Annotated in this window: 19 protein-coding genes; 6 read left to right on the forward strand and 13 right to left on the reverse strand. The window is 47.0% G+C overall.

Annotated elements, in window-relative coordinates:
- Positions 1-129: 129 nt before the first annotated feature.
- The 3 genes from GKG43_RS12525 to GKG43_RS12535 form a co-directional block, all read right to left on the reverse strand.
- Positions 130-1,941: an ABC-F family ATP-binding cassette domain-containing protein gene (locus GKG43_RS12525; RefSeq protein ID WP_055151231.1), complete on the reverse strand. Its 1,812-nt coding sequence runs from the start codon at positions 1,939-1,941 to the stop codon at positions 130-132.
- A gap of 149 nt (positions 1,942-2,090) precedes the next feature.
- On the reverse strand, positions 2,091-2,732 hold the full coding sequence (locus tag GKG43_RS12530) for a flavodoxin family protein (RefSeq protein ID WP_050642437.1): 642 nt from the start codon (positions 2,730-2,732) through the stop codon (positions 2,091-2,093).
- 503 nt (positions 2,733-3,235) lie between these two features.
- On the reverse strand, positions 3,236-4,171 hold the full coding sequence (locus GKG43_RS12535) for an L-lactate dehydrogenase (protein WP_050642438.1): 936 nt from the start codon (positions 4,169-4,171) through the stop codon (positions 3,236-3,238).
- Positions 4,172-4,319: 148 nt separating this feature from the next.
- On the opposite strand from GKG43_RS12535, the gene GKG43_RS12540 reads away from it, so the two are divergent.
- From GKG43_RS12540 to GKG43_RS12560, 5 genes are read left to right on the forward strand one after another with little or no spacing between them, the layout of a single operon-like run.
- Complete coding sequence (locus tag GKG43_RS12540) at positions 4,320-5,177, forward strand: ABC transporter ATP-binding protein (RefSeq protein WP_050642439.1); 858 nt, start codon at positions 4,320-4,322, stop codon at positions 5,175-5,177.
- Positions 5,174-5,956, forward strand: coding sequence for a hypothetical protein (locus GKG43_RS12545; protein ID WP_050642440.1), 783 nt, complete (start codon positions 5,174-5,176; stop codon positions 5,954-5,956). The genes GKG43_RS12540 and GKG43_RS12545 overlap by 4 nt, the downstream gene beginning before the upstream one ends.
- Positions 5,953-6,357 carry a GntR family transcriptional regulator gene (locus GKG43_RS12550; RefSeq protein ID WP_242843901.1) on the forward strand — a complete coding sequence of 135 codons (405 nt, stop codon included), beginning with the start codon at positions 5,953-5,955 and terminating at the stop codon, positions 6,355-6,357. The genes GKG43_RS12545 and GKG43_RS12550 overlap by 4 nt, the downstream gene beginning before the upstream one ends.
- Complete coding sequence (locus tag GKG43_RS12555) at positions 6,344-7,075, forward strand: ABC transporter ATP-binding protein (RefSeq protein WP_154253315.1); 732 nt, start codon at positions 6,344-6,346, stop codon at positions 7,073-7,075. The genes GKG43_RS12550 and GKG43_RS12555 overlap by 14 nt, the downstream gene beginning before the upstream one ends.
- A gap of 22 nt (positions 7,076-7,097) precedes the next feature.
- The gene (locus GKG43_RS12560; RefSeq protein ID WP_050642443.1) at positions 7,098-7,637 is read left to right on the forward strand and encodes a hypothetical protein; all 540 of its coding nucleotides are present in this window, start codon (positions 7,098-7,100) and stop codon (positions 7,635-7,637) included.
- 89 nt (positions 7,638-7,726) lie between these two features.
- On the opposite strand, the gene GKG43_RS12565 is transcribed toward GKG43_RS12560, so the two are convergent.
- Complete coding sequence (locus tag GKG43_RS12565) at positions 7,727-9,058, reverse strand: MATE family efflux transporter (RefSeq protein ID WP_055151234.1); 1,332 nt, start codon at positions 9,056-9,058, stop codon at positions 7,727-7,729.
- A 242-nt stretch (positions 9,059-9,300) separates the two neighbouring features.
- On the opposite strand from GKG43_RS12565, the gene GKG43_RS12570 reads away from it, so the two are divergent.
- On the forward strand, positions 9,301-10,365 hold the full coding sequence (locus GKG43_RS12570) for an ATP-dependent RNA helicase (RefSeq protein ID WP_242857522.1): 1,065 nt from the start codon (positions 9,301-9,303) through the stop codon (positions 10,363-10,365).
- A gap of 195 nt (positions 10,366-10,560) precedes the next feature.
- Here GKG43_RS12570 and GKG43_RS12575 read toward each other — a convergent pair whose 3' ends face one another.
- The 9 genes from GKG43_RS12575 to GKG43_RS12615 form a co-directional block, all read right to left on the reverse strand.
- A complete protein-coding gene (locus GKG43_RS12575; RefSeq protein WP_050642801.1) occupies positions 10,561-10,887 on the reverse strand; it encodes a cupin domain-containing protein in 327 nt (108 codons plus the stop codon).
- A 145-nt stretch (positions 10,888-11,032) separates the two neighbouring features.
- The gene (locus tag GKG43_RS12580) at positions 11,033-11,797 is read right to left on the reverse strand and encodes an ABC transporter permease (protein ID WP_050642445.1); all 765 of its coding nucleotides are present in this window, start codon (positions 11,795-11,797) and stop codon (positions 11,033-11,035) included.
- 14 nt (positions 11,798-11,811) lie between these two features.
- The gene (locus GKG43_RS12585; RefSeq protein WP_050642446.1) at positions 11,812-12,537 is read right to left on the reverse strand and encodes an ABC transporter permease; all 726 of its coding nucleotides are present in this window, start codon (positions 12,535-12,537) and stop codon (positions 11,812-11,814) included.
- Complete coding sequence (locus GKG43_RS12590; protein WP_055151237.1) at positions 12,534-13,298, reverse strand: ABC transporter ATP-binding protein; 765 nt, start codon at positions 13,296-13,298, stop codon at positions 12,534-12,536. Before GKG43_RS12590 ends, GKG43_RS12585 begins: the two co-directional genes overlap by 4 nt.
- A 261-nt stretch (positions 13,299-13,559) precedes the next feature.
- Positions 13,560-14,570: a GGGtGRT protein gene (locus GKG43_RS12595; RefSeq protein WP_055151240.1), complete on the reverse strand. Its 1,011-nt coding sequence runs from the start codon at positions 14,568-14,570 to the stop codon at positions 13,560-13,562.
- A gap of 168 nt (positions 14,571-14,738) precedes the next feature.
- Complete coding sequence (locus tag GKG43_RS12600; RefSeq protein ID WP_025657629.1) at positions 14,739-15,431, reverse strand: nitrogen fixation protein NifU; 693 nt, start codon at positions 15,429-15,431, stop codon at positions 14,739-14,741.
- A 333-nt stretch (positions 15,432-15,764) separates the two neighbouring features.
- Complete coding sequence (locus GKG43_RS12605) at positions 15,765-16,946, reverse strand: ABC transporter permease (RefSeq protein ID WP_055151243.1); 1,182 nt, start codon at positions 16,944-16,946, stop codon at positions 15,765-15,767.
- Positions 16,943-17,614 (reverse strand): ABC transporter ATP-binding protein, encoded by a 672-nt coding sequence (locus GKG43_RS12610; protein WP_055151246.1) that lies wholly within the window; start codon positions 17,612-17,614, stop codon positions 16,943-16,945. Before GKG43_RS12610 ends, GKG43_RS12605 begins: the two co-directional genes overlap by 4 nt.
- 15 nt (positions 17,615-17,629) lie before the next feature.
- Positions 17,630-19,687: an HlyD family efflux transporter periplasmic adaptor subunit gene (locus GKG43_RS12615; RefSeq protein WP_055151249.1), complete on the reverse strand. Its 2,058-nt coding sequence runs from the start codon at positions 19,685-19,687 to the stop codon at positions 17,630-17,632.
- Between the last annotated feature and the right edge of the window lie 24 nt (positions 19,688-19,711).

Raw genomic sequence — 19,711 nt, forward strand, 5'->3', positions numbered from 1 at the left:
AATGTTTGTGTTTTAACAAACAATTATACTTATCATAAAAAATCATGTAAACAGATTTAAGAAGAGATCACATTAATATAAAAATCAGAGCAGTCCGCTGCTGCTCTGATTTTTTAATACTATTCATAATTATGTGTTTTTCTGCTCTTCTATTCGCTCTGCCAGATCATTTAAGTATACCCACCGCTCCATCTTTTCTTCCAGTTCTGTCTCTGCCCGGCTTTTCTGAGCCATCAGTTCATTTAACCTCCCGGAATTAGTAGCATTTGCCATAATGTCGGCATCCAGCGACTCTATCTTCTCTTCCAGCGCCGCGATATCCTCATCAATGGATTCGAATTCTTTCTGTTCCTTATAGGAAAACTTTAATTTTGACGGGCGGTTCTGCTTCCACTCTTTGTATGCCTGGTTCTTATCTTCCTGCTCTTTCCCAGATGTATTATGGTCTGTTTCCGCCGCCCCCTTATTCTTTTTCGCCTCCAGGTAATCTGTGTAGCCTCCCTCATATTGTACCAAATGTCCGTTTTCAAAGGCAAAGATGCGGTCAGCCACATTGTCCAGGAAATATCGGTCATGGGATACTGTGATCACTATCCCGGGAAATGAATTCAGATAATCTTCCAGAATCGTCAGTGTGGGGATATCCAGGGAATTTCCAGGTTCATCCAGGCAGAGCGTATTAATGCCGGAGCACAGAATTTTCAGCAGATACAGCCTTCGCTTCTCCCCGCCGGATAATTTACCAATGGGTGCATACTGCATATCAGGAGTAAATAAAAAACGCTCCAGCATCTGAGACGCACTAATCCGCCCTTCTCTGGTCGGAATATATTCTGCGATCTCTTTCACAAAATCAATCACCCTCAGGCCATCATCCATGTCCTGTTCTTCCTGTGCAAAATAACCGATCTTAACGGTTTCTCCGATTTCAATGCTCCCTGTATCGGGTTCGATCAGACCTGCAATCATCTTAATTAAGGTTGATTTTCCGCAACCGTTTTCACCGATAATCCCGATCCTCTGATTCTTCAGAAAAATATAGTCAAAATCCTCGATAAGTTTCCTGTCCCCAAAACCTTTACTGATATGATGAAGTTCAATCGTTTTCTTCCCCATCCTGGTTTCCATGGATTCCAGTTCTACCGTCTGGTCCTGAACCGGAACCGTACCGCTTTTCAAAGCCTCCAGGCGCTCCAGACGTGCCCTTTGCTTCGTGCTTCTCGCCCGGCAGCCGCGTCTGGCCCATTCCAGTTCCACGCGCAGCACGCTCTGGCGTTTTCTTTCGCTCGCCAGCTCCATCTCCTCACGCTGGGCTTTCATCTCCAGAAAACCGGTATAATTCGCGTCATATCCGAACAGATTTCCATGGCTGATCTCCAAAATTTTATTCGTTACCTTATCCAGAAAATATCTGTCATGAGTTACCATAATCACAACACCCCGGTAGCGTTTCAGATAATCTTCCAGCCAGTTCACGGTCTCTTCATCCAAGTGGTTGGTCGGCTCGTCAAGAAGAAGGATATCCGCCTCGGAAACAAGCGCACGCGCAAGAGCCACCCGTTTTTTCTGACCACCAGAAAGAGGCCCGATAACGGCTTCATGATCTGTGACGCCAAGGCTGTTCAAAATACTTTTAGCCTCATTATCTGCATCCCATTCCTCCTGCTTCTTCCCAGAGCTCACATAGGACAGCACGGTTGCCCCTTCCGGAAACTCCTGATCCTGCCGCAAATAATTCATTTTCAAGCCGTTCTGCTTAACAACCTGCCCCTCATCCGGCTCTTCGAGGCCGGCAATAATTTTAAGCAATGTTGTTTTTCCTGTCCCGTTAATTCCAATAATCCCAATTTTATCTCCATCATGTACCCCATACGATACATCATCAAATATAACCTTATCTCCAAATATCTTACTTATATGCTCTATATTCAAAACATTCATCAGACTCAGCACCCCCTTTCGACCTAATAATCATAAGGGATTTTCCAAAATCCGTCAATAAACTTTTTGGGATGCTGCGCCAACATGCTAAATCCATAAGAATCGCTTTCATTTCCGCTAAAAAGCACGGCCTCCACCGTGCTATTTATCTATACTTCCCTGATAAAATTCGTAGAATACTCCAGTTCCGTCTTTGGAAGCACAATCCCCGCCTGCTTACCAGCCGCAAAGCACTTCACCATCCAGGCCATATTCCTTCCTATATTACGCATTGTCTGCAGTCCCTCTTCGTCTTTCATGACATCCTCCGGTTTCTGCCCGTGCACCATATTCCAATAAGTAGATCCAACCGTGGGCATCTGCGCAATCCCAAAATACTTCTGGATTGCGTCCAGTGAGGCCGTTGTGCCACCCCGCCGCGCGGATACAATAGCTGCCCCCGGCTTATACTTAAATGCCCTGCAGCGTTCATCGCTGCTATTCCCATAAAATGCCCTGTCCAAAAACGAAAGACTCCGTCCGCTCGGATGCGCATAATAAACCGGAGATCCAAATACAAACCCGTCCGCCTCATAGGCCTTTTCCACAAACTCATTCACTCCATCGTCCGTAAAAACACATTTTCCATCCCTGCACTTGCCGCACCCAAGACAGTCCCTGACCGGTTTCGCCCCAATCTGAAAAATCTCATAATCCAAGCCCTCATCCAAAAGCACCCTTCCGATCTCCTCCAAAGCCGTGTATGTACATCCCTTCAAGTTACAGCTTCCATTCAGCATCAAAACCTTCATAAATCTTACCTCCTAAACCAACGTTTTACCATAATTATATCAGCACCCCAGCCCATAAACAAGAATCTCCCTTGCAAAGCTACCGGCGCGAACAGCCCCGCTCCCTTCCCTAAACCATCACGTTCCACCGAGCAATTCAATAAGCCGCCACCGCTAAGATCTCCTCCCGAGGACGGCCTTCCTACCGCCCGGATGCACCAGCTTTAAAACCGGGAAGCCTGGCGCCTGGCGGGAGCATATATGCCATTTTAAAAGTCCTAGAGTTTCCGTTAGAATCCCTTAAGGAAAAAACATAGAAAATGGTGGGCAGAATTTGACGTCTCACGTCAAATTCTGAAGCGGCCTAAGACCCGAAATTACCAAATTTCGGGTTGCATGCCGCTGGACCACCATTTTCTATGTTTTTTCCTTTAGGGATTCTTACGGCAACGGAGCGGATTTTTAAAATGGCATATATGCTCCCGCCAGGTGCCAGGCTTCCCGGTTTTAAAGCGTCCCCCTCTCTACAAAGATTCCATAATTTTCTGAAGCCCCTGTGCCGACTCACTCAAAGCTTCTCTCTCCTGTGCATTCAGAGGTATCTCTATAATATCCTCCGCCCCATTTCTCCCTACCACAGTAGGCAGGCCAATGCAGACGTGATTGAGGCCGTAATGTCCCTGTGCCAGGCTGGAGACTGTCATAATGGAATGCTCATCACGCACCAGCGCCTGAGCGATTCTTTTTACCGCCATCGCGACAGCATAGAAAGTAGAGCCTTTTCTGTCTATAATCTCATAAGCGCTGTCGCGGACTTCTTCGTATATTTCATTGAGCTGAAGACTGGCGCGGGTTCGCCCGTGCTGGCGGCAGTATTCGTCTACAGGAAGGCCCGCCACTGTTGCGCTGCTCCAGACTGCAAGCTCGCTGTCGCCGTGTTCCCCGATCATCCAGGCATGGATATTCCGGTAATCCAAATTGAACTTCTTGCCCAGAAGATATTTAAGTCTTGCGGTATCCAGCACGGTTCCGCTTCCGATTACCCGGCTGGCCGGAAAACCGGACAGCTTCAGCGCCAGACTGGTTAGGATATCTACCGGATTTGTCACAATCAGCAAGATACACTCGGAATTGTATTTTACAATTTCCGGAATGATCTGTCTGAAAACCTTTGCATTTTTTGCGGAGATATCCAGCCTTGTCTCACCCGGCATCTGATTAGCACCTGCCGTCACCACGACCAGATATGCATCTTTAAGATCCTCGTAATCTCCGGCATAGATATCAGAGGGGACGGTAAACGGAATACCGTGCCCGATGTCCAGGGCCTCTCCTTCCGCTTTGCGTTTGTCAATATCGATCAGGACCATTTCATTGAACAACCCGCTTTCTACCAATGTATATGCGGTTGTGGCGCCTACGCCGCCGCATCCGATAATTCCACATTTTTGAACATTCATTCTTCTTCATTTCCTTTCTGTTTTCTGTTATTATTTCCCATCACCTATATTTTGTATTCCCCTATTGACAAATATATATTTAGGGTATACTGTATATATAAACATATACAGTATATATACAGTATGATTCACAGTCAGGAGGATCGCAATGGACAATCTGCTTGAAATCAAAAATCTGAACAAAGCAATTGGAAGTTTAAAGCTCACAGATATTAATCTCACACTGGAACCTGGATATATCATGGGACTGATCGGCAGGAACGGTGCAGGAAAAACCTCTCTGATCAAGACAATCCTGCGCCTCTATCAGAAAGACAGCGGGGAAGTCTTCATCAACGGGCATTCCATGGACACCCAGGAGCGCCAGGCAAAGGATGACATTGGCTTCGTGCTGGATGAATCACCCTTTGAAGACAATCTTACCGTTGAAACAAACGGGAAATCTTTCGGTTCCCTGTATTCCCGGTATGACCATGCACTGTTTCTGAAGTTCTGCAGCAGATTTGAAATAGCCCCCGGGCAGAAGGCAGGAAAGCTTTCCAAAGGACAGAAGACCCGGTTTCAGCTGGCCTTTGCCCTCTCCCATGATGCAAAGCTTTTCCTGATGGATGAACCCTCTGCGGGCCTGGATCCGCTGTTTCGCAGAGAACTGCTTGGTTACATGCAGGACATCGTTGAGAACGGCACACGCAGCATTCTGTTTTCCACCCACCTAACCTCCGATTTAGATCAGATTGGAGATTATATCGCCCTTATGGATAACGGCAGTCTCTGCCTCCAGCTGGATAAAGAGGAACTAAATGATAGATTTTATATCGCATATGGTACCCGGGAACAGATTGAACACCTTTTTGGCGCCAATGTGATCTGCCGTCTCCACGAAGCCTACAGAAGTTCCCTGCTGATCGAATATCCGCGGGAAGGACAGCTGCTGGGACTTGAAACAGCAAGGCCGACACTGGAGGATTTGATGTATTATCTTAGCAAAGGGGGTTTTATCAAATGATCCGGATTATTTTAAATGATCTGTGGCTGGATGTTAAGAGAAACTTTTTAACCTTTATTCTGTACTTTATCGTATACGCTGTGATTACAATTCTGGGCGTACAGATTACACTGGTTCAGTTTTTGAGGGATCTCCAGACTTCCGGCAAGGATTACAGTACTGAGATACTTGCCGCCATGGAGTCCTCCCCAACGCTCCAGGCATCTGCCGTATCGATCACCGCTGTTGCAACAATCCTGTTTTTATGGCTGGTTTTGAGAAAAATGCCGATCCGGCTTGCCATGCCTCTTTACGTCTGTGCAGTGGGCGAAAAGGAAAAAATGCATTATCTCCGCCTTCACCTTGTCGTAAAAGTCATCTTTAGCCTGCTGCTCACCATCCTGGTACAGCTGTTTATGTCCGGACGTTTCTTTCTCTCCGGCGGCTGGATGGAGATCGTTGTCCAGCTTGGGTTATGGTTTTTCCTGATTCTGGCGCTGAACCTGCGCACAGACCCGGGAAACCGGAAAGAGGCGCTGGAGGCAGCGCCTGATATGGTCACTGAAAAAAGCGAGGAAGTCATGGCAGGAGTTTACTGGTTTGCACTGCTGATCGTAGAAAACATTGTATTCTATACCCTCGCCGTTACACACATAGCATGGAACCACTGGATATTCCTTGTATGGATGCTGCTCTTTGCAGTCAATGCCCTGATTGCCGTGCGGTGCAGTTCCCCTATCCTGTCCTATATGCTCTCCTATGAGAAAATGTACTATCCTCTTCCGGATAAAAAGGAGTGAGCCCTTTGAATATATTTATAAAAGAAGATTCCAGCCTGCCTATATATGAACAGATCGTGCAGGCCGTTAAAAATTCCATATTAAACGGAGAACTGCTCCCCGGCAGCATGCTTCCCTCCATCCGTTCTCTTGCCAGAGACCTGGGGATCAGCGTCATTACTACAAAACGTGCCTATGAAGACCTGGAGGCCGGGGGCCTGATCTACTCCCAGCAGGGAAAAGGATTCTTTGTAAAAGAACCTGACAGGGAAGCACTTCGGGAAGAACAGCTGAAACGTCTTGAGGGCGCTATGGCAGAATGCGTCAAAGAAGGGCGGCGTCTTGATTTGACCTGCGCCCAGTTTCAGGATATGATACAGATTCTTTGGGAAGGAAGTGAGGATTCAGATGACAGTATTTGAGTGTGCAAATATTAATAAAACATATAAGAACTTTGCCCTAAAAGATATCTCCTTCCGGCTGGAGAGCGGGTATCTTACGGCACTCATCGGACCGAACGGATCAGGCAAGACTACACTGTTCCAATGTATTTCCGGGGCAGCCCGCAATTTCACGGGAGATGCTTCTATTGATGGGATTTCGCTGCACAGCGAGCCGGAAAAGTATAAGGAGAAGATCGGGTTTGTGTCCGAGACACTATCCTTTTATTTGGAAAGCTCTATATTGGAAAACGGACATCTTCTGGGGACATTTTTCTCTGACTGGTCCATGGAAGACTATTATACCTATCTGGATAAGATGGAACTCCCCCCTTCAAAGCTGCTTTATCAGCTGTCCAAGGGGGAAATGATGAAGATGCAGTTCTGTTTCGCCATGGCCCACCGTCCGCGCTTTTTGCTCCTGGATGAGCCTATGGCCGGTTTTGATCCGGTATTCCGTAGGGATTTTCTTGCCATGATGCAGGATATTCTGAACAAAAATATCGGCATCCTGCTTTCCACGCATATCACAGAAGATCTGGACAAATTGGCCGATTATGTCCTTGTGCTTAAGGATGGAAAGCTGGTACAGAATAACACTCGTGAAGTCCTGGAGGATCAGCACCGGAACACTGCCCCAAAAAGAAAAGAGCCGGATGCCTCGTTTGAGAGATTTCACATCCGTGATTTATTATCCTGACATGAAGAAGGAGGACTACGGTATGAACCTTTATCAAAAAGAAAAAGCTCGCATCCGCATCGGTTATCACTATTTTATCATGGCAGCCTGCATGTACTTCTTTTTCATGCAGGTTCAGAGCGAAACATCACTGCAGATCAGCGCCATGAATGCCGGATTAGGTGTCGGGGATAGTGTGATTCTGGCGCCGGATTCACCGGTGTCGTTTAGCCACTCCGCATTCTGGATCGGAATTGTGCTGGAAATGTTCTATCTGAATCACCGTTTATTCTGGATCCGCGAGAGGGGGCGCTTAGCATTTCTTCTCAGAAAATATGATACCCTTCCGGTTTCCAGACGTGATCTCTATATAGCAAAAGCAAAAGTTATGCTGAAAGCTTACGCTATTTATCTGATCGCTTTCCTAATCATTTATTATGAAATTATCTTATCGAACTATTTATCAAATGCCCTATGGCTGGAACCGATCCCCGGGATACTGCTCTGCTTTGTCCTCGGATTTCTCATAATCCTGGCGCTGCTTGGCATGGACTGGCTGCAGGATCGGCGCACAGGCAGCTGACAGGATTTTTATTAAGCCTTTTTCGAACCCTTTGATTGATAAAGAGGAGGCCGGCGATGCATCCCCATGCACCGCCGGCCTCCTCCCTTTTATATCAGTCTGCTCTTCTTCCATACTCCTGAAAAATAAAATTCCAGGGACAATGCGGTTCCGATCAGCCAGCCAACGGGCCAGGACAGCCAGATCCCCGTAGACTGCCATATTCCCGAGAATACAAAGGCGAGCACAACACGCAGGATAAGGTCTGAAAAAGTGGCCGCCATGAATGCCTTCATTGCCCCCGCCCCTCTCAGAATACCGTCTGAGATTAATTTTAAGGATATGATCATGTAGAACGGCGAAACAATCTTTAGAAATTCCACGCCTACATCCGCGGCCTGTTCTCCTCCTTCACTCATAAACAACTGTACGATGGGCCTTCCCCCAAAAAAGAAAAGCAGAAACACAGGAACGGCCACGCTCATAACCATGACCACCCCCGAGCGGAATCCCTTTGCCACACGTTCCGTTTTCTGTGCCCCCATATTCTGCGCCGTAAAGCTGGACAAACCATTTCCCAGCGTTGTAAAAGACGTGATTGCAAAGGTATTGATCTTCATTCCTGCAGAATACCCGGCTACCACCGCAGAACCATAACTGTTGATCAACCCCTGTACAAACAGATTTCCAACGGAGATAAAGCTCTGCTGCAGGATGCTTGGTATAGAAATCTCCATGATCTTTTTCAGCATAGAACCGGAAAACAGCTTGTATTTTGGGCTTTCCACTGCCTTCAGGCGCTTCCTTAATGTAAGAAATGCCAGTAATGAGGACAGCCCCTGTGCCAGAAATGTAGCCCACGCCACTCCGCTTACGCCCATATGAAAATTGATCACAAACACCAGATCCAGAACGATATTCCCCAGCGAAGAAGCAATCAGAAAGTACAGCGGCGTCCTGGAATCGCCCAGGGCGGTAAACACTCCTGTGCAGATATTATACAGAAACAGGAAGATCAGCCCACCTATGTATATGTTAAGATAGAGTGCCGAATCGCCGAAAATATCTCCCGGAGTCTTTAAGAGAACCATCAGCGGCCTGCTGAATATGAGCCCCAAAACGGTCAGCAGGACGCTGATTCCCAGGACAGTCAGCAGCGAAGTGCTGACAGCGCTTTTCATCTGTTTATATTCTTTTGCCCCAAAATACAAGGAAATGACGACAGAGCACCCAATATTAAGCCCGGTCGCAACTGCCATAAATATCATAGTAATCGGATAAGATGCCCCGACCGCAGCCAGTGCATTCACACCAACAAACTTTCCTGCAACAATACTGTCTACTATATTATACATCTGCTGGAACATGACGCTTACCAGCATCGGAATCGTAAATTTCCAGAGAACCCCTGATGGCTTTCCTACTGTCATATCTGTTATCATAAAGTATCACTCCCGTCTTTCGTATCATGTATTAGTACATCGTATCATAATTAACTGCCACATAAGCTAACCTTATTTTACGTTGTACTAGTTGGCGCCGCAACATTTTCCATTCTACCACTTTTGGAAAAAATATGAAAGATTTCTTAGAACTTTATGAATTTTTGATGTTAACACTTGAGTATACATAAAAAAAGTTATACAATGACCACCAGTAATATTGACATTTGAGGAGGATCTGCATGAGCAATGCAAAGAAGAACAGCACATTCTTTGATGACGATTTTGAAGTGACATATGAAGAAGATGTCCCTATCACATATAACTTTGATACCAAACAGACAACAAATAAATTATCCGATGCGACCGTAGTACTGGAAGCCCCGGATTACCGAAGTGTGTCCGGAGTATGCTCCAAACAGCCTTCCAAGAATACGGAAGGAATATATAAAAACCGGTATGAAGACAGCTATGACGGCAGAGACGGCGGATATACTGATGAATACGATTCTGAAGACTTCGATGTGGAGTACTTTGACAGCGATGATTACGAAGACGATGATTATGACATAGATGACGGCTATGGCCGCCGCTCCCGCAGTGATTACAGGGATAATGATTATATCGATGAGGATTACGACAGAAGTTCACGCAGTGATTATATGGATGAGGGTTACGGCAGGCGTTCACGCAATGATTATATGGATGATGATTATGACAGCCACACGCGCGGCGGCTACAGGGATGCTCCCCGGCGGCGCAGAAAAAATGCAGGCCCGAACGTATCCCGTCTGCTCTCTCCTGTCAAAAAAACGGCGAAATACGGAACAAAAGGGATCTATCGTGTTGCCCGTTCCGTAGTCAGGATTGTATCCCTGCTTATAACTGCCGGAACTTTTGGCGTACTCGCCTATAATTTCTGGCGCGGTGCTGCACCTTACGGCGATCCACAAACCATCCTTACAGAAAAAAACTACGCCCTGGCCGCCTACGCGGCTGTTGCCGCTGTTTTTCTTCTGTTTGAACTGATCGCTCTGTTCTGGTCCATGACAAAGATGCGGATCCGTGAAGGACGGAAAGTATACAAAGAAGATACAGGCAGAGGCCTGTTCTCTTTTATCTTCATTTATATTGCATCCTACCTTTCGTTCCTGCTGTGCTCATTTTTGCCGGACACCTTAGGTTCCCTGGCAGTCCTGAACGGAATAAAAGGAGCCCTGGACGTATTCGGCTCCCTTCATAATATACTGCTCGGCCTGTGTCTCGCAGGTGTAATCTCCTGTCTCGTACGCAGACATATGAATTAACAAAATTTAAAAATATCCTCAAATCAGCATTTCCTTAATTTTATATACTAACATAAAATGTCCATTACTATTGCCTGCAGTTTTCTACCCACTGCCCCCTGGTAAGATAATGGACATTTGAACGTTCGGTATGGTTTACAATACGGTCAAAGTAAACCGGCTGACCGGCTGAAAACAAAAAGCTGCCCTCCGCCCCTATTCCTTAATAATCAAAGCCATAAACACGAGATCTTCAAGCCCCGTATTCAGCAGCCCATGTCCGCAGTTATCCGGTGTATAGGTTACGTCCCCTGCCTTTACCGCCCGGCTGTTCCCATTATCATCGTACATTCCTTCTCCCGAGAGAATATAATAAGTCTCGCTCTCCCCGTGATGTTCGTGGTATCCGAGAGTACATCCAGGCTCCAGTGTTACTTCTGCATATAGTCCGCATTTTCCGTTTAGTTCTGTTTCTCCGAGAATATGTTTGATTATTACGTGCCCTTCTCCTCCGCACATATTCTCTACTCTTTCAGTCTTCATAATAAATGTCTCCTCCATCCTGTTTTATGCCTCTTCCTGACAGCATCATTTTAACACCTTGCGCCGGCTGCTGCAATGCAGACTTTTTATTTATAAGATACGCCTCTGCTTTCTTAATCTGGTTCAGCCCTATTATTCTCTGTACTTATTTCATCTCTTTCTTCCCAAATCTGGTGACGGCCAGGGCAAGCGTCAGCAGGAAAACCAGAACCGCGCACGGCAGGAAGGGAAATATGGGAAATGCAGTCTCTGATGTCCGCACTGTAAAGGTGTGAATCGAGCAGGACACAAGGTATCCGCTGTAACAGTATGGATAGGCTATCCAAAGCGGCGTGTTGGCGGCCAAAACCCCTGGAATTACAAGCAGCAGATTCAGTCCAACGCTGAGAATTGGTTTCTCAAATAGTACCGTAATGGCCCACATAGCCGCAATGGAGGGGAGCATGGTGAGAAACAGCCCCGTACACCATTTCAGCAGATAGAGGATCGGCATCGTTTCTATAATCCCTGTTGTACGCACGGCAATCTGTCCGGCTGCCGCAAAAACTACAAGGAAAACCACCATTTCCATAAAAAGATAAAACACCAACACAAGAAATTTTGCGAAAGACAGTGTATGCCGTCCGACAGGCAGTGCCAGCATTTTTAAAATTCCATTGTTCTGCACTTCCCGCCCCCCAATCATGACACAGACAACAATCATGGAAAAAGGCAGCAGATAGTAGGCATAGACAAGCGCACTCTGCATGAACATCGCAGGCCATGCATTCGTATACTCTGGTGTGAAATAGCTGCTTAAATTAGCGATCCCCGATGCCACCACCAGCAGAGGGGCTATAAAAATCAGGGGAATCATTTTTGAACGTTTTACCTTCATAAACTCGATTTTGAGCAGTTCCCAAAAATTCATTTGCACATTCCTCCTTACTCATATCGCAGTACTTTTGTCATCCATATTCCGATCCCAAGAAAAAGCAGTGTCTCAGCCGAGGCGGCAAGCAGCACCGTGATATCCGGTTCGGCGCTCATAGCAACTGCAGGCTTCAGCATTACCACAAATGGATGAATCATCAGCAGCTTCGATTTTCCATTTGCCAAAGCCATCCCACTCAGAAAACCGGCTACTCCCGCCCCCAGTGTAATCCACATATTTTCAAAGCGGGATGATATTAGTACCATTAATGCCAGTACCGGCATAGATGTGATAAATGAATATGCGGCAAATCGTATCAGTATAAACAATTCGAAAGTACCCTGCGGCAGCTCTGTCATCCCGATCCGCATAAGCGCCAGATTCTGCAGCACAATTGCTGCCAAAATCAGGGCTGTTAAAATAAAGAATTTACTCAAATACATACCAGGAACGTTCACTGGCAGCATATACATCTTTTTAACGGCACCGCCTTTAAACTCCATGTTATAAATCATGCAGGCAGCCACAACGATACCAAACATGTTTAAGACCATAAGCATACCGTAAAGCTGGGTCAACAGAACATCCATTGGCTTCAGGGGCAGGTTCAGCAGTGTGTCTTTTCTCACTAAAAAGTTAGCAAAAGCATAGAGCGCACCCAGGGCGCCCACTGCCAGCAGCACGGGAATTACACCGGTTCGTTTTTCTTTCCGGAGTTCAATTGCCAGCATTTTCATAGCTTTGCCCTCTTCTTTCTGGACGCATTGTCCTTCTCTATCATTGCAAGGAACATCTCCTCAAGATTTTCTGCGGCATATCCGGCCTGCAGCGCGCTCTGTTTCAAATCATCCAGACTTCCTTCAAATAAAAGGCTTCCATGATTAAGAATCCCTATATCATCCGCTATTAATTCGATTTCAGACAGCATATGGGATGAAATCAGGATTGTACAGTCGTAGAGCTCGGGAAGTGATCTAATCAGATTGCGGATTTCATGTATGCCGGATGGATCAAGGCCATTGGTCGGCTCATCTAAAATGAGAATCGGCGGCCTGCCAAGAAGTGCTCCTGCAAGCCCAAGCCGCTGTTTCATCCCCAGCGAATATTTTTTGGCCAGACGGTCGCCGAATTCCTTCAGGCCTACCAGTTCCAGTGCGTCCTCTACCGCTTTTTTGGGCAGTTCCAAAATCCGCCTGATAATATCCAGATTTTCGCGGCCCGTCAGATTGGCATAGAAAGAAGGCGACTCGATTAGGGAACCGGTTTGTTTCAAAATCTCCAGACGGTCCTCCGGAAAATGCTTTCCGGCGATGCTGAAGCTTCCGCCCGTCGGCGCGGTCAACCCCAGCAGCATTTTCATAGTTGTGGACTTGCCTGCACCGTTCGGGCCGAGGAATCCGTAAATGGTACCCTTCTGAATGTGAAGCGAGACATGATTGACGGCGGTAAACTTTTTGTAACTTTTCGTCAGCTGGTCCGTTGTAATAATATAATCCATAGAAACATCTCCTTTCGATATCTCTATGGTATCGCGTTATCCTGACATTAACTTTATTGCAACCTTACAGTTATCTTACATTTTAAATGTCTTAAACTCTGGCGATTAATTCTCTTCTTGTTTACCTTTCGCAATACTTCGCTTGTGGCGAATTGTCTTTCTAATAGGTAATGATGAGGATTATTACAATTCCAAAATAAAAACTGCACCAACCGTGAAAAGTTGATGCAGTCCTCATAATCATTTATCTCAATCCAATTTTTAGAACTTGCCTTCTTTTGCAGCCTCCTCAATGCTGACCGCAACAGCTACCGTCATTCCGACCATCGGATTATTCCCTGCCCCGATCAGTCCCATCATCTCAACGTGAGCCGGTACGGAAGAGGATCCTGCAAACTGAGCGTCAGAGTGCATACGTCCCAGAGTATCTGTCATACCGTAGGAAGCCGGGCCTGCAGCCATGTTGTCCGGGTGAAGTGTACGTCCTGTACCACCGCCTGATGCTACGGAGAAATACTTCTTTCCCTGCTCGATACATTCCTTTTTGTATGTACCAGCAACCGGATGCTGGAAGCGGGTCGGGTTAGTAGAGTTACCTGTGATAGATACGTCTACGCCTTCTTTGTGCATGATTGCAACGCCTTCACGTACATCGTTTGCACCGTAGCAGTTAACTTTTGCACGGAGACCTTCTGAATATGCTGTTCTCTGAACTTCTTTGAGTTCTCCTGTATAGTAATCATATTCTGTCTGAACATATGTGAATCCGTTGATTCTGGAAATAACCTTTGCTGCATCTTTTCCAAGACCGTTCAGGATAACACGCAGAGGTTTCTGGCGAACTTTGTTTGCTTTCTCAGCAATACCGATTGCTCCTTCTGCTGCTGCGAAAGATTCGTGTCCTGCCAGGAATGCGAAGCAGTCTGTATCTTCTTCCAGAAGCATCTTTCCTAAGTTACCGTGGCCAAGACCTACCTTACGCTGATCTGCTACAGAACCCGGGATACAGAAAGACTGAAGTCCTTCACCGATTGCTGCCGCTGCGTCAGCTGCTGTCTTACATCCTTTTTTGATTGCGATTGCTGCACCTACGATGTATGCCCAGCATGCGTTCTCAAAACAGATTGGCTGGATTCCTTTTACCTGATTGTAAACATCAAGACCGGCATCCTTTGTAATCTTTTCTGCCTCTTCAATAGAAGCAATGCCATAGCTATTTAATACTTCATTGATTTTATCAATTCTTCTTTCATATGATTCAAATAAAGCCATTTAATTGTCCTCCTGATTTATTCTAACGTTACCTATATGACACTTAGCTAAGCGCAATACATGGACAAAAACCATGCGGCGCTACGTGCCTTCACTCCACAGTTACTGTCAGCTTCTATATATGCATTAAACTGCCGATAACTGCGGCACTCGCTTCGCCTGTGCAGACTACTCTTTACGTGGGTCGATGATCTTCACAGCATCAGCAACACGTCCGTACTGGCCTTTTGCTTTTTCCCATGCATCGTTCGGTGTATCGCCTGCTTTGATAAAGTCTGTTAACTTACCAAGGCTTACAAACTGGTAACCGATAATTTCATCATTTTCATCCAGAGCGATTCCTGTTACATAGCCTTCAGCCATCTCCAGGTAACGAGGACCTTTTGCAAGTGTTCCGTACATTGTACCAACCTGAGAACGGAGTCCTTTTCCTAAGTCTTCCAGACCAGCGCCGATCGGAAGTCCGTCTTCTGAGAACGCACTCTGTGTTCTTCCGTAAACGATCTGTAAGAAAAGTTCTCTCATTGCTGTATTGATAGCATCACAGACAAGGTCTGTGTTAAGTGCTTCTAAAATAGTTTTTCCCGGGAGAATCTCAGATGCCATAGCTGCTGAATGTGTCATTCCTGAACATCCGATTGTCTCAACTAAAGCTTCCTGAATGATACCATCTTTAACATTTAAAGTCAGTTTACATGTACCCTGCTGAGGCGCACACCAGCCTACACCGTGTGTCAAACCAGAAATATCTTTAATCTCTTTAGCCTGTACCCATTTTGCTTCTTCCGGAATTGGAGCTGGTCCGTGATTTGTACCCTGGGCTACCGGACACATCATTTCTACTTCATGTGAATAAATCATGTTAAAACTCCTTTCAAATATGTATGATTTTCATCCTATATGCGCTTGATATTTATTTAACGCCATATATGTCATATTTTCGCATAATTTTCAACTTTCGTCAATTGTAAGATTCTACAAGTTTAGCGGGAGATGGACGCATTTTTCAGACAACATTTGCTCTGCATCAGTAAGCAAATGAAGCTCTCCGCCCTCATATATAATCTAAGAGGACGAAGAGCTTCCTTCTTCTGCTGCAGATGCCCGAGACCATCACTTCATCGGCTGCGATGCCGTGCAGCGGGGTACACGGCCCGGTCTGCACAGTAACCCCTGAAGTTCTCTTCTATCTGTCTAACCAGTATACCTTAAAGCATCAATCGGCCGTTTCTTGGCCGCTTTATTTGCCGGATAAATACCAAATATCACCCCGATACCCATGGAAAACGCTATAGATATCCACACCACACTGACGAACAGTGTGTATACCGTATCACTGTCTCCTGCAGCAGAAATAATCTGCAATATCCCCCATGACAGCAGGATTCCTATTACGCATCCAAGCAGGCTGAGCATCAGCGCTTCTATGAGAAACTGCAGCATAATCGTCCCCCTGTCCGCGCCGATCGCCTTGCGAATCCCGATTTCCCGGGTTCTTTCTGTTACCGATACGAGCATAATATTCATAATGCCAATCCCTCCTACGAGAAGCGATATTGCAGCAATCCCACCAAGCAGAAGTGCCAGTGTATTATTCACACTTTCCATTGCCTCCATGATTGTTGACTGGTTCACAATTGTAAATGCATCCTCATCCTGGCTGAACCGTTCCATCATAGCCTCTGTCAGAACAGCTTCTGCGTGATCCAGCGTATCTTCTCTGGAGGCGGATACACAAAATGAGGTGATATTCGATGATACGTCTTCCGTCAAACGGATCAAAGACGTATACGGAATATAGGCCTCATAGTTTTGAATTGTGGTCGAATCGCTGTCTCTGGCGGCGAGCACGCCGATAATCTCATAGGCCACGCCGTTCAGGCTGACCGTTTCGCCAACCACGTTCATTCTGCCCATTACATCCGTCGCAAGTCCTGCATTGATAACTGCCACGTTCGTATGGTTTTCTACATCCGTATTCTTCAGAAATCTACCCGCATACAGCTCTAAGTCCTGTATATCGGCATACGCCCCTGTTGTGCCGTATATGCTGGCAGTTTCTTCTGAATAAGTACTGGAAGCCGTAACACTGCTCTGCGCCACCGGCGCCGCTTCCCGGATCTCTTCGTCGTCCGCCAGATCCGCAACATCCGCGAGTTTCATGGGATTGCCTTTGTCATCCTTTACCGATACTGTCAGAAGATTACTGCCCATGCTGGAAATCTGGCTGCTCACAGATTCCGTTGTACCACTGACCAGAGAAACCAGTACGACCAGAGAAATCACTCCTATGATAATGCCCAGCATGGTCAGAAAGGAGCGCATTTTATTGGAGGAAATAGACTTCCATGCCATTTTCATTGACTGTGCTGTCATCGTGCCACCTCCCTGATCTTCCCATCCAGTATATGGACGCTCCGGTCTGCCTGACTAGCTATGGAATCGTCATGCGTGATCAGGACAATGGTACTGCCCTGCCTGTGCAGGTCATGAAACAGTTCCATAATCTCTTTTCCGGTTGCAGAATCCAGATTGCCGGTCGGCTCATCGGCCAGGAAAAGAGACGGTCTGGATGCAATTGCCCTGGCAATGGCAACTCTCTGCTGCTGTCCCCCTGAGAGTTCGTTAGGTTTATGTCTGCCGCGGCCCGTAAGACGAACCTTTTCAAGAGCCTGTGCCACCCGCTCTTTCCGCTCTTCTCTGGGAATCTTCTGATAGATCAGCGGCAGTTCTATATTTTCTGCCGCCGTCATATTACCAATCAGGTTAAAGCTCTGGAAAATGAATCCAATCTTTCGGTTTCTGATTTTTGCCAGCTCTGTCTCCGTATACTCCTCGATCGGCTGTCTGTCCAGCAGATACTGTCCGCTGTCTGCCATATCGAGACAGCCGATAATATTCATCATAGTCGATTTCCCGCTTCCGGATGGGCCTATGATACTGACAAATTCCCCTTCCCTGACGCGCATACTGGCATGGTCCAGCGCATAAACCTCAGACTCACCGATTTGGTATACTTTCGACACATCATTTAACACAATCATATTTTAGTCCCTCCGCTATTTTGAAAAATCGAAACCGTCGGGACCGCCCTCAGGCATGCCTCCACCGGGCATATCCTGTCCGAAGCCGCCCATCATATCCTGGGACATATCAAAGCCGCTTTCTGAACCATCTGCTTTCAGGTAATACACGGTGTCACCGCTTTTGAGGCCGCTGATAATTTCCACCTGGCTTCCATCGGAAAGACCTGTCTCAACCTCTGTTTCACCGGTCGGATTTCCGTCTTCATCCGTGCCTGTATAGACAAAAGTACGATTCCCCTTCTCCTGAAGAGCGTTTATGGGAATGAGAACCGCATCCTCAGATTCATCAATCTGAATTGTTGCAGAAACACTCATACCAAGCTTCATGTCATCCGTCTTTTTCATCGTGATTTCCACCGGATATTTGGCGCTGCTGCTCCCGCTGGAGGCCGTAGCAGAGACTTTCGTTATCGTTCCCTCGAATTCCTGGTTTTCCAGCGCATCTAATGTAATGACAGCCATCTGTCCCTTTTCAACAGATAGAATATCCAGTTCGTCTACATTGATCGATACGACCGCCTCATCAGGACTTGCTATGGAAAAAGCTGCCGCCTCATAGACACTGTAATCGGATGATGAAGTTCCGTCTGAAGAACTGCCGCCGGAGCTTCCTGAATCATTAGAAGCTGCCGCCGTGCTCTGGCCGGTTCCTGCTGTAACGCCTCCCCCGGTTACCGTGCTTCCTCCGCTTGCCGGACTTCCTCCGCTTAACGCATTCCCTCCGTCTGCGGCATCGTCTGAAGTGCTGCCTCCGTTCTGATCAGTCCCGTTATTATCTGATGGCTGGTCTGACTCTGATTGTGCAGCGTCTTTATCCGCTGCGGTCTTTGCAAATTCCGCCTTGATTTTTAGAATACTGTTACCGGCATCATCCGCAAGCACCTCGCCTGACACGTCCGCACCTTGTATTTCCGGCAGGATATTCGCCGAAAAAACATATCCCTCTTTCGCTGTCAGCTTTATGGTTGCAGTATACACCGTTTTCTCCAGGAAGGTTTCCGTTGAACAATTCCATGAAATGGTTCCGGTATACTGATCCGTTGACGGAATTTCTGTCTGCGGCTTTTCTCCGGTGACAGGAGCTGACACCTTTACAGCGCAGGACTCAATACGGATCGCCTCCTGGCTGTTTATATCCTCGTTGCTATCCGCTGCGCCGCTTTCATCTTCGTCTGCTGCGCTGACTGCCGCAGGAGCATCTGTACCGGCCTGATCAGCAGCTTCAGGCTCAGATTGTGTAATATCCGCTGTAAGATACACCATATTCACCTGGCTGCCGGATGCCGTCCCGGACATGTTCATATTTTTACTCCCCGACGATGTCCCGGCTGAGGAGCTGCTCCCCGATGCCGAAGCCGATGAACTGCTGGTTCCTGACGCCGAACCGGCGGTGTTCCCCGAAGACTGTGTGACCACTGTGTCCGCTGTAACATGGATGCTGCTGATTGTACCAGCACAGGACGCGGTAATGACTTTTGATTCCAGAAGCGTGTTCAGCGTGTCCTGAGCTTCTTTCAATTCCGCAAGCTGCCCGTTCAACACCTTAGATTCCAGATATTCCGTTGTACCGGCGGTCTGTGCCTCATCAGACAGATTATTGATCTCTTCTTCTACGCTTTCGATACTTTCCTTCACCTCCAGCAGCTGGCTGGCGATGGATGCCTCATCCAGGGCAGCCAGCTCCTGTCCCTCTTTCACCGTTTCGCCGCTCTCTACCAGCACTTCTTTTACTTTAATGCCTACAGGCACCGCTACATCAGTGGCTGATCCTTCCGCCAGTGTTCCCGTGCCAACCACAGTCGTACTGATGCTGCCAGTGGATGCTGTGGCCGACTGCACGCTCATCCCGGCGGCCTTGTTTTCTGATGCCTGATTGCGGAATAAAAGTCCCGCCACAATAACTGTTATTAATCCAACAGACAATATCCCTGCCCAAAATGTTTTTTTCTTTCTTAATCTTTTGAATCTGCCTGATTTTTGAATGCCTTCAATACAGGTCGGCAGCTTTTTCTCTTTATTTTGATTCTCCATCTTTTCCTCCTGTCAGTCCGCTCC

Source organism: Eubacterium sp. BIOML-A2 (assembly GCF_009680135.1).
Lineage (GTDB): Bacteria > Bacillota > Clostridia > Lachnospirales > Lachnospiraceae > Faecalicatena > Faecalicatena contortus_B.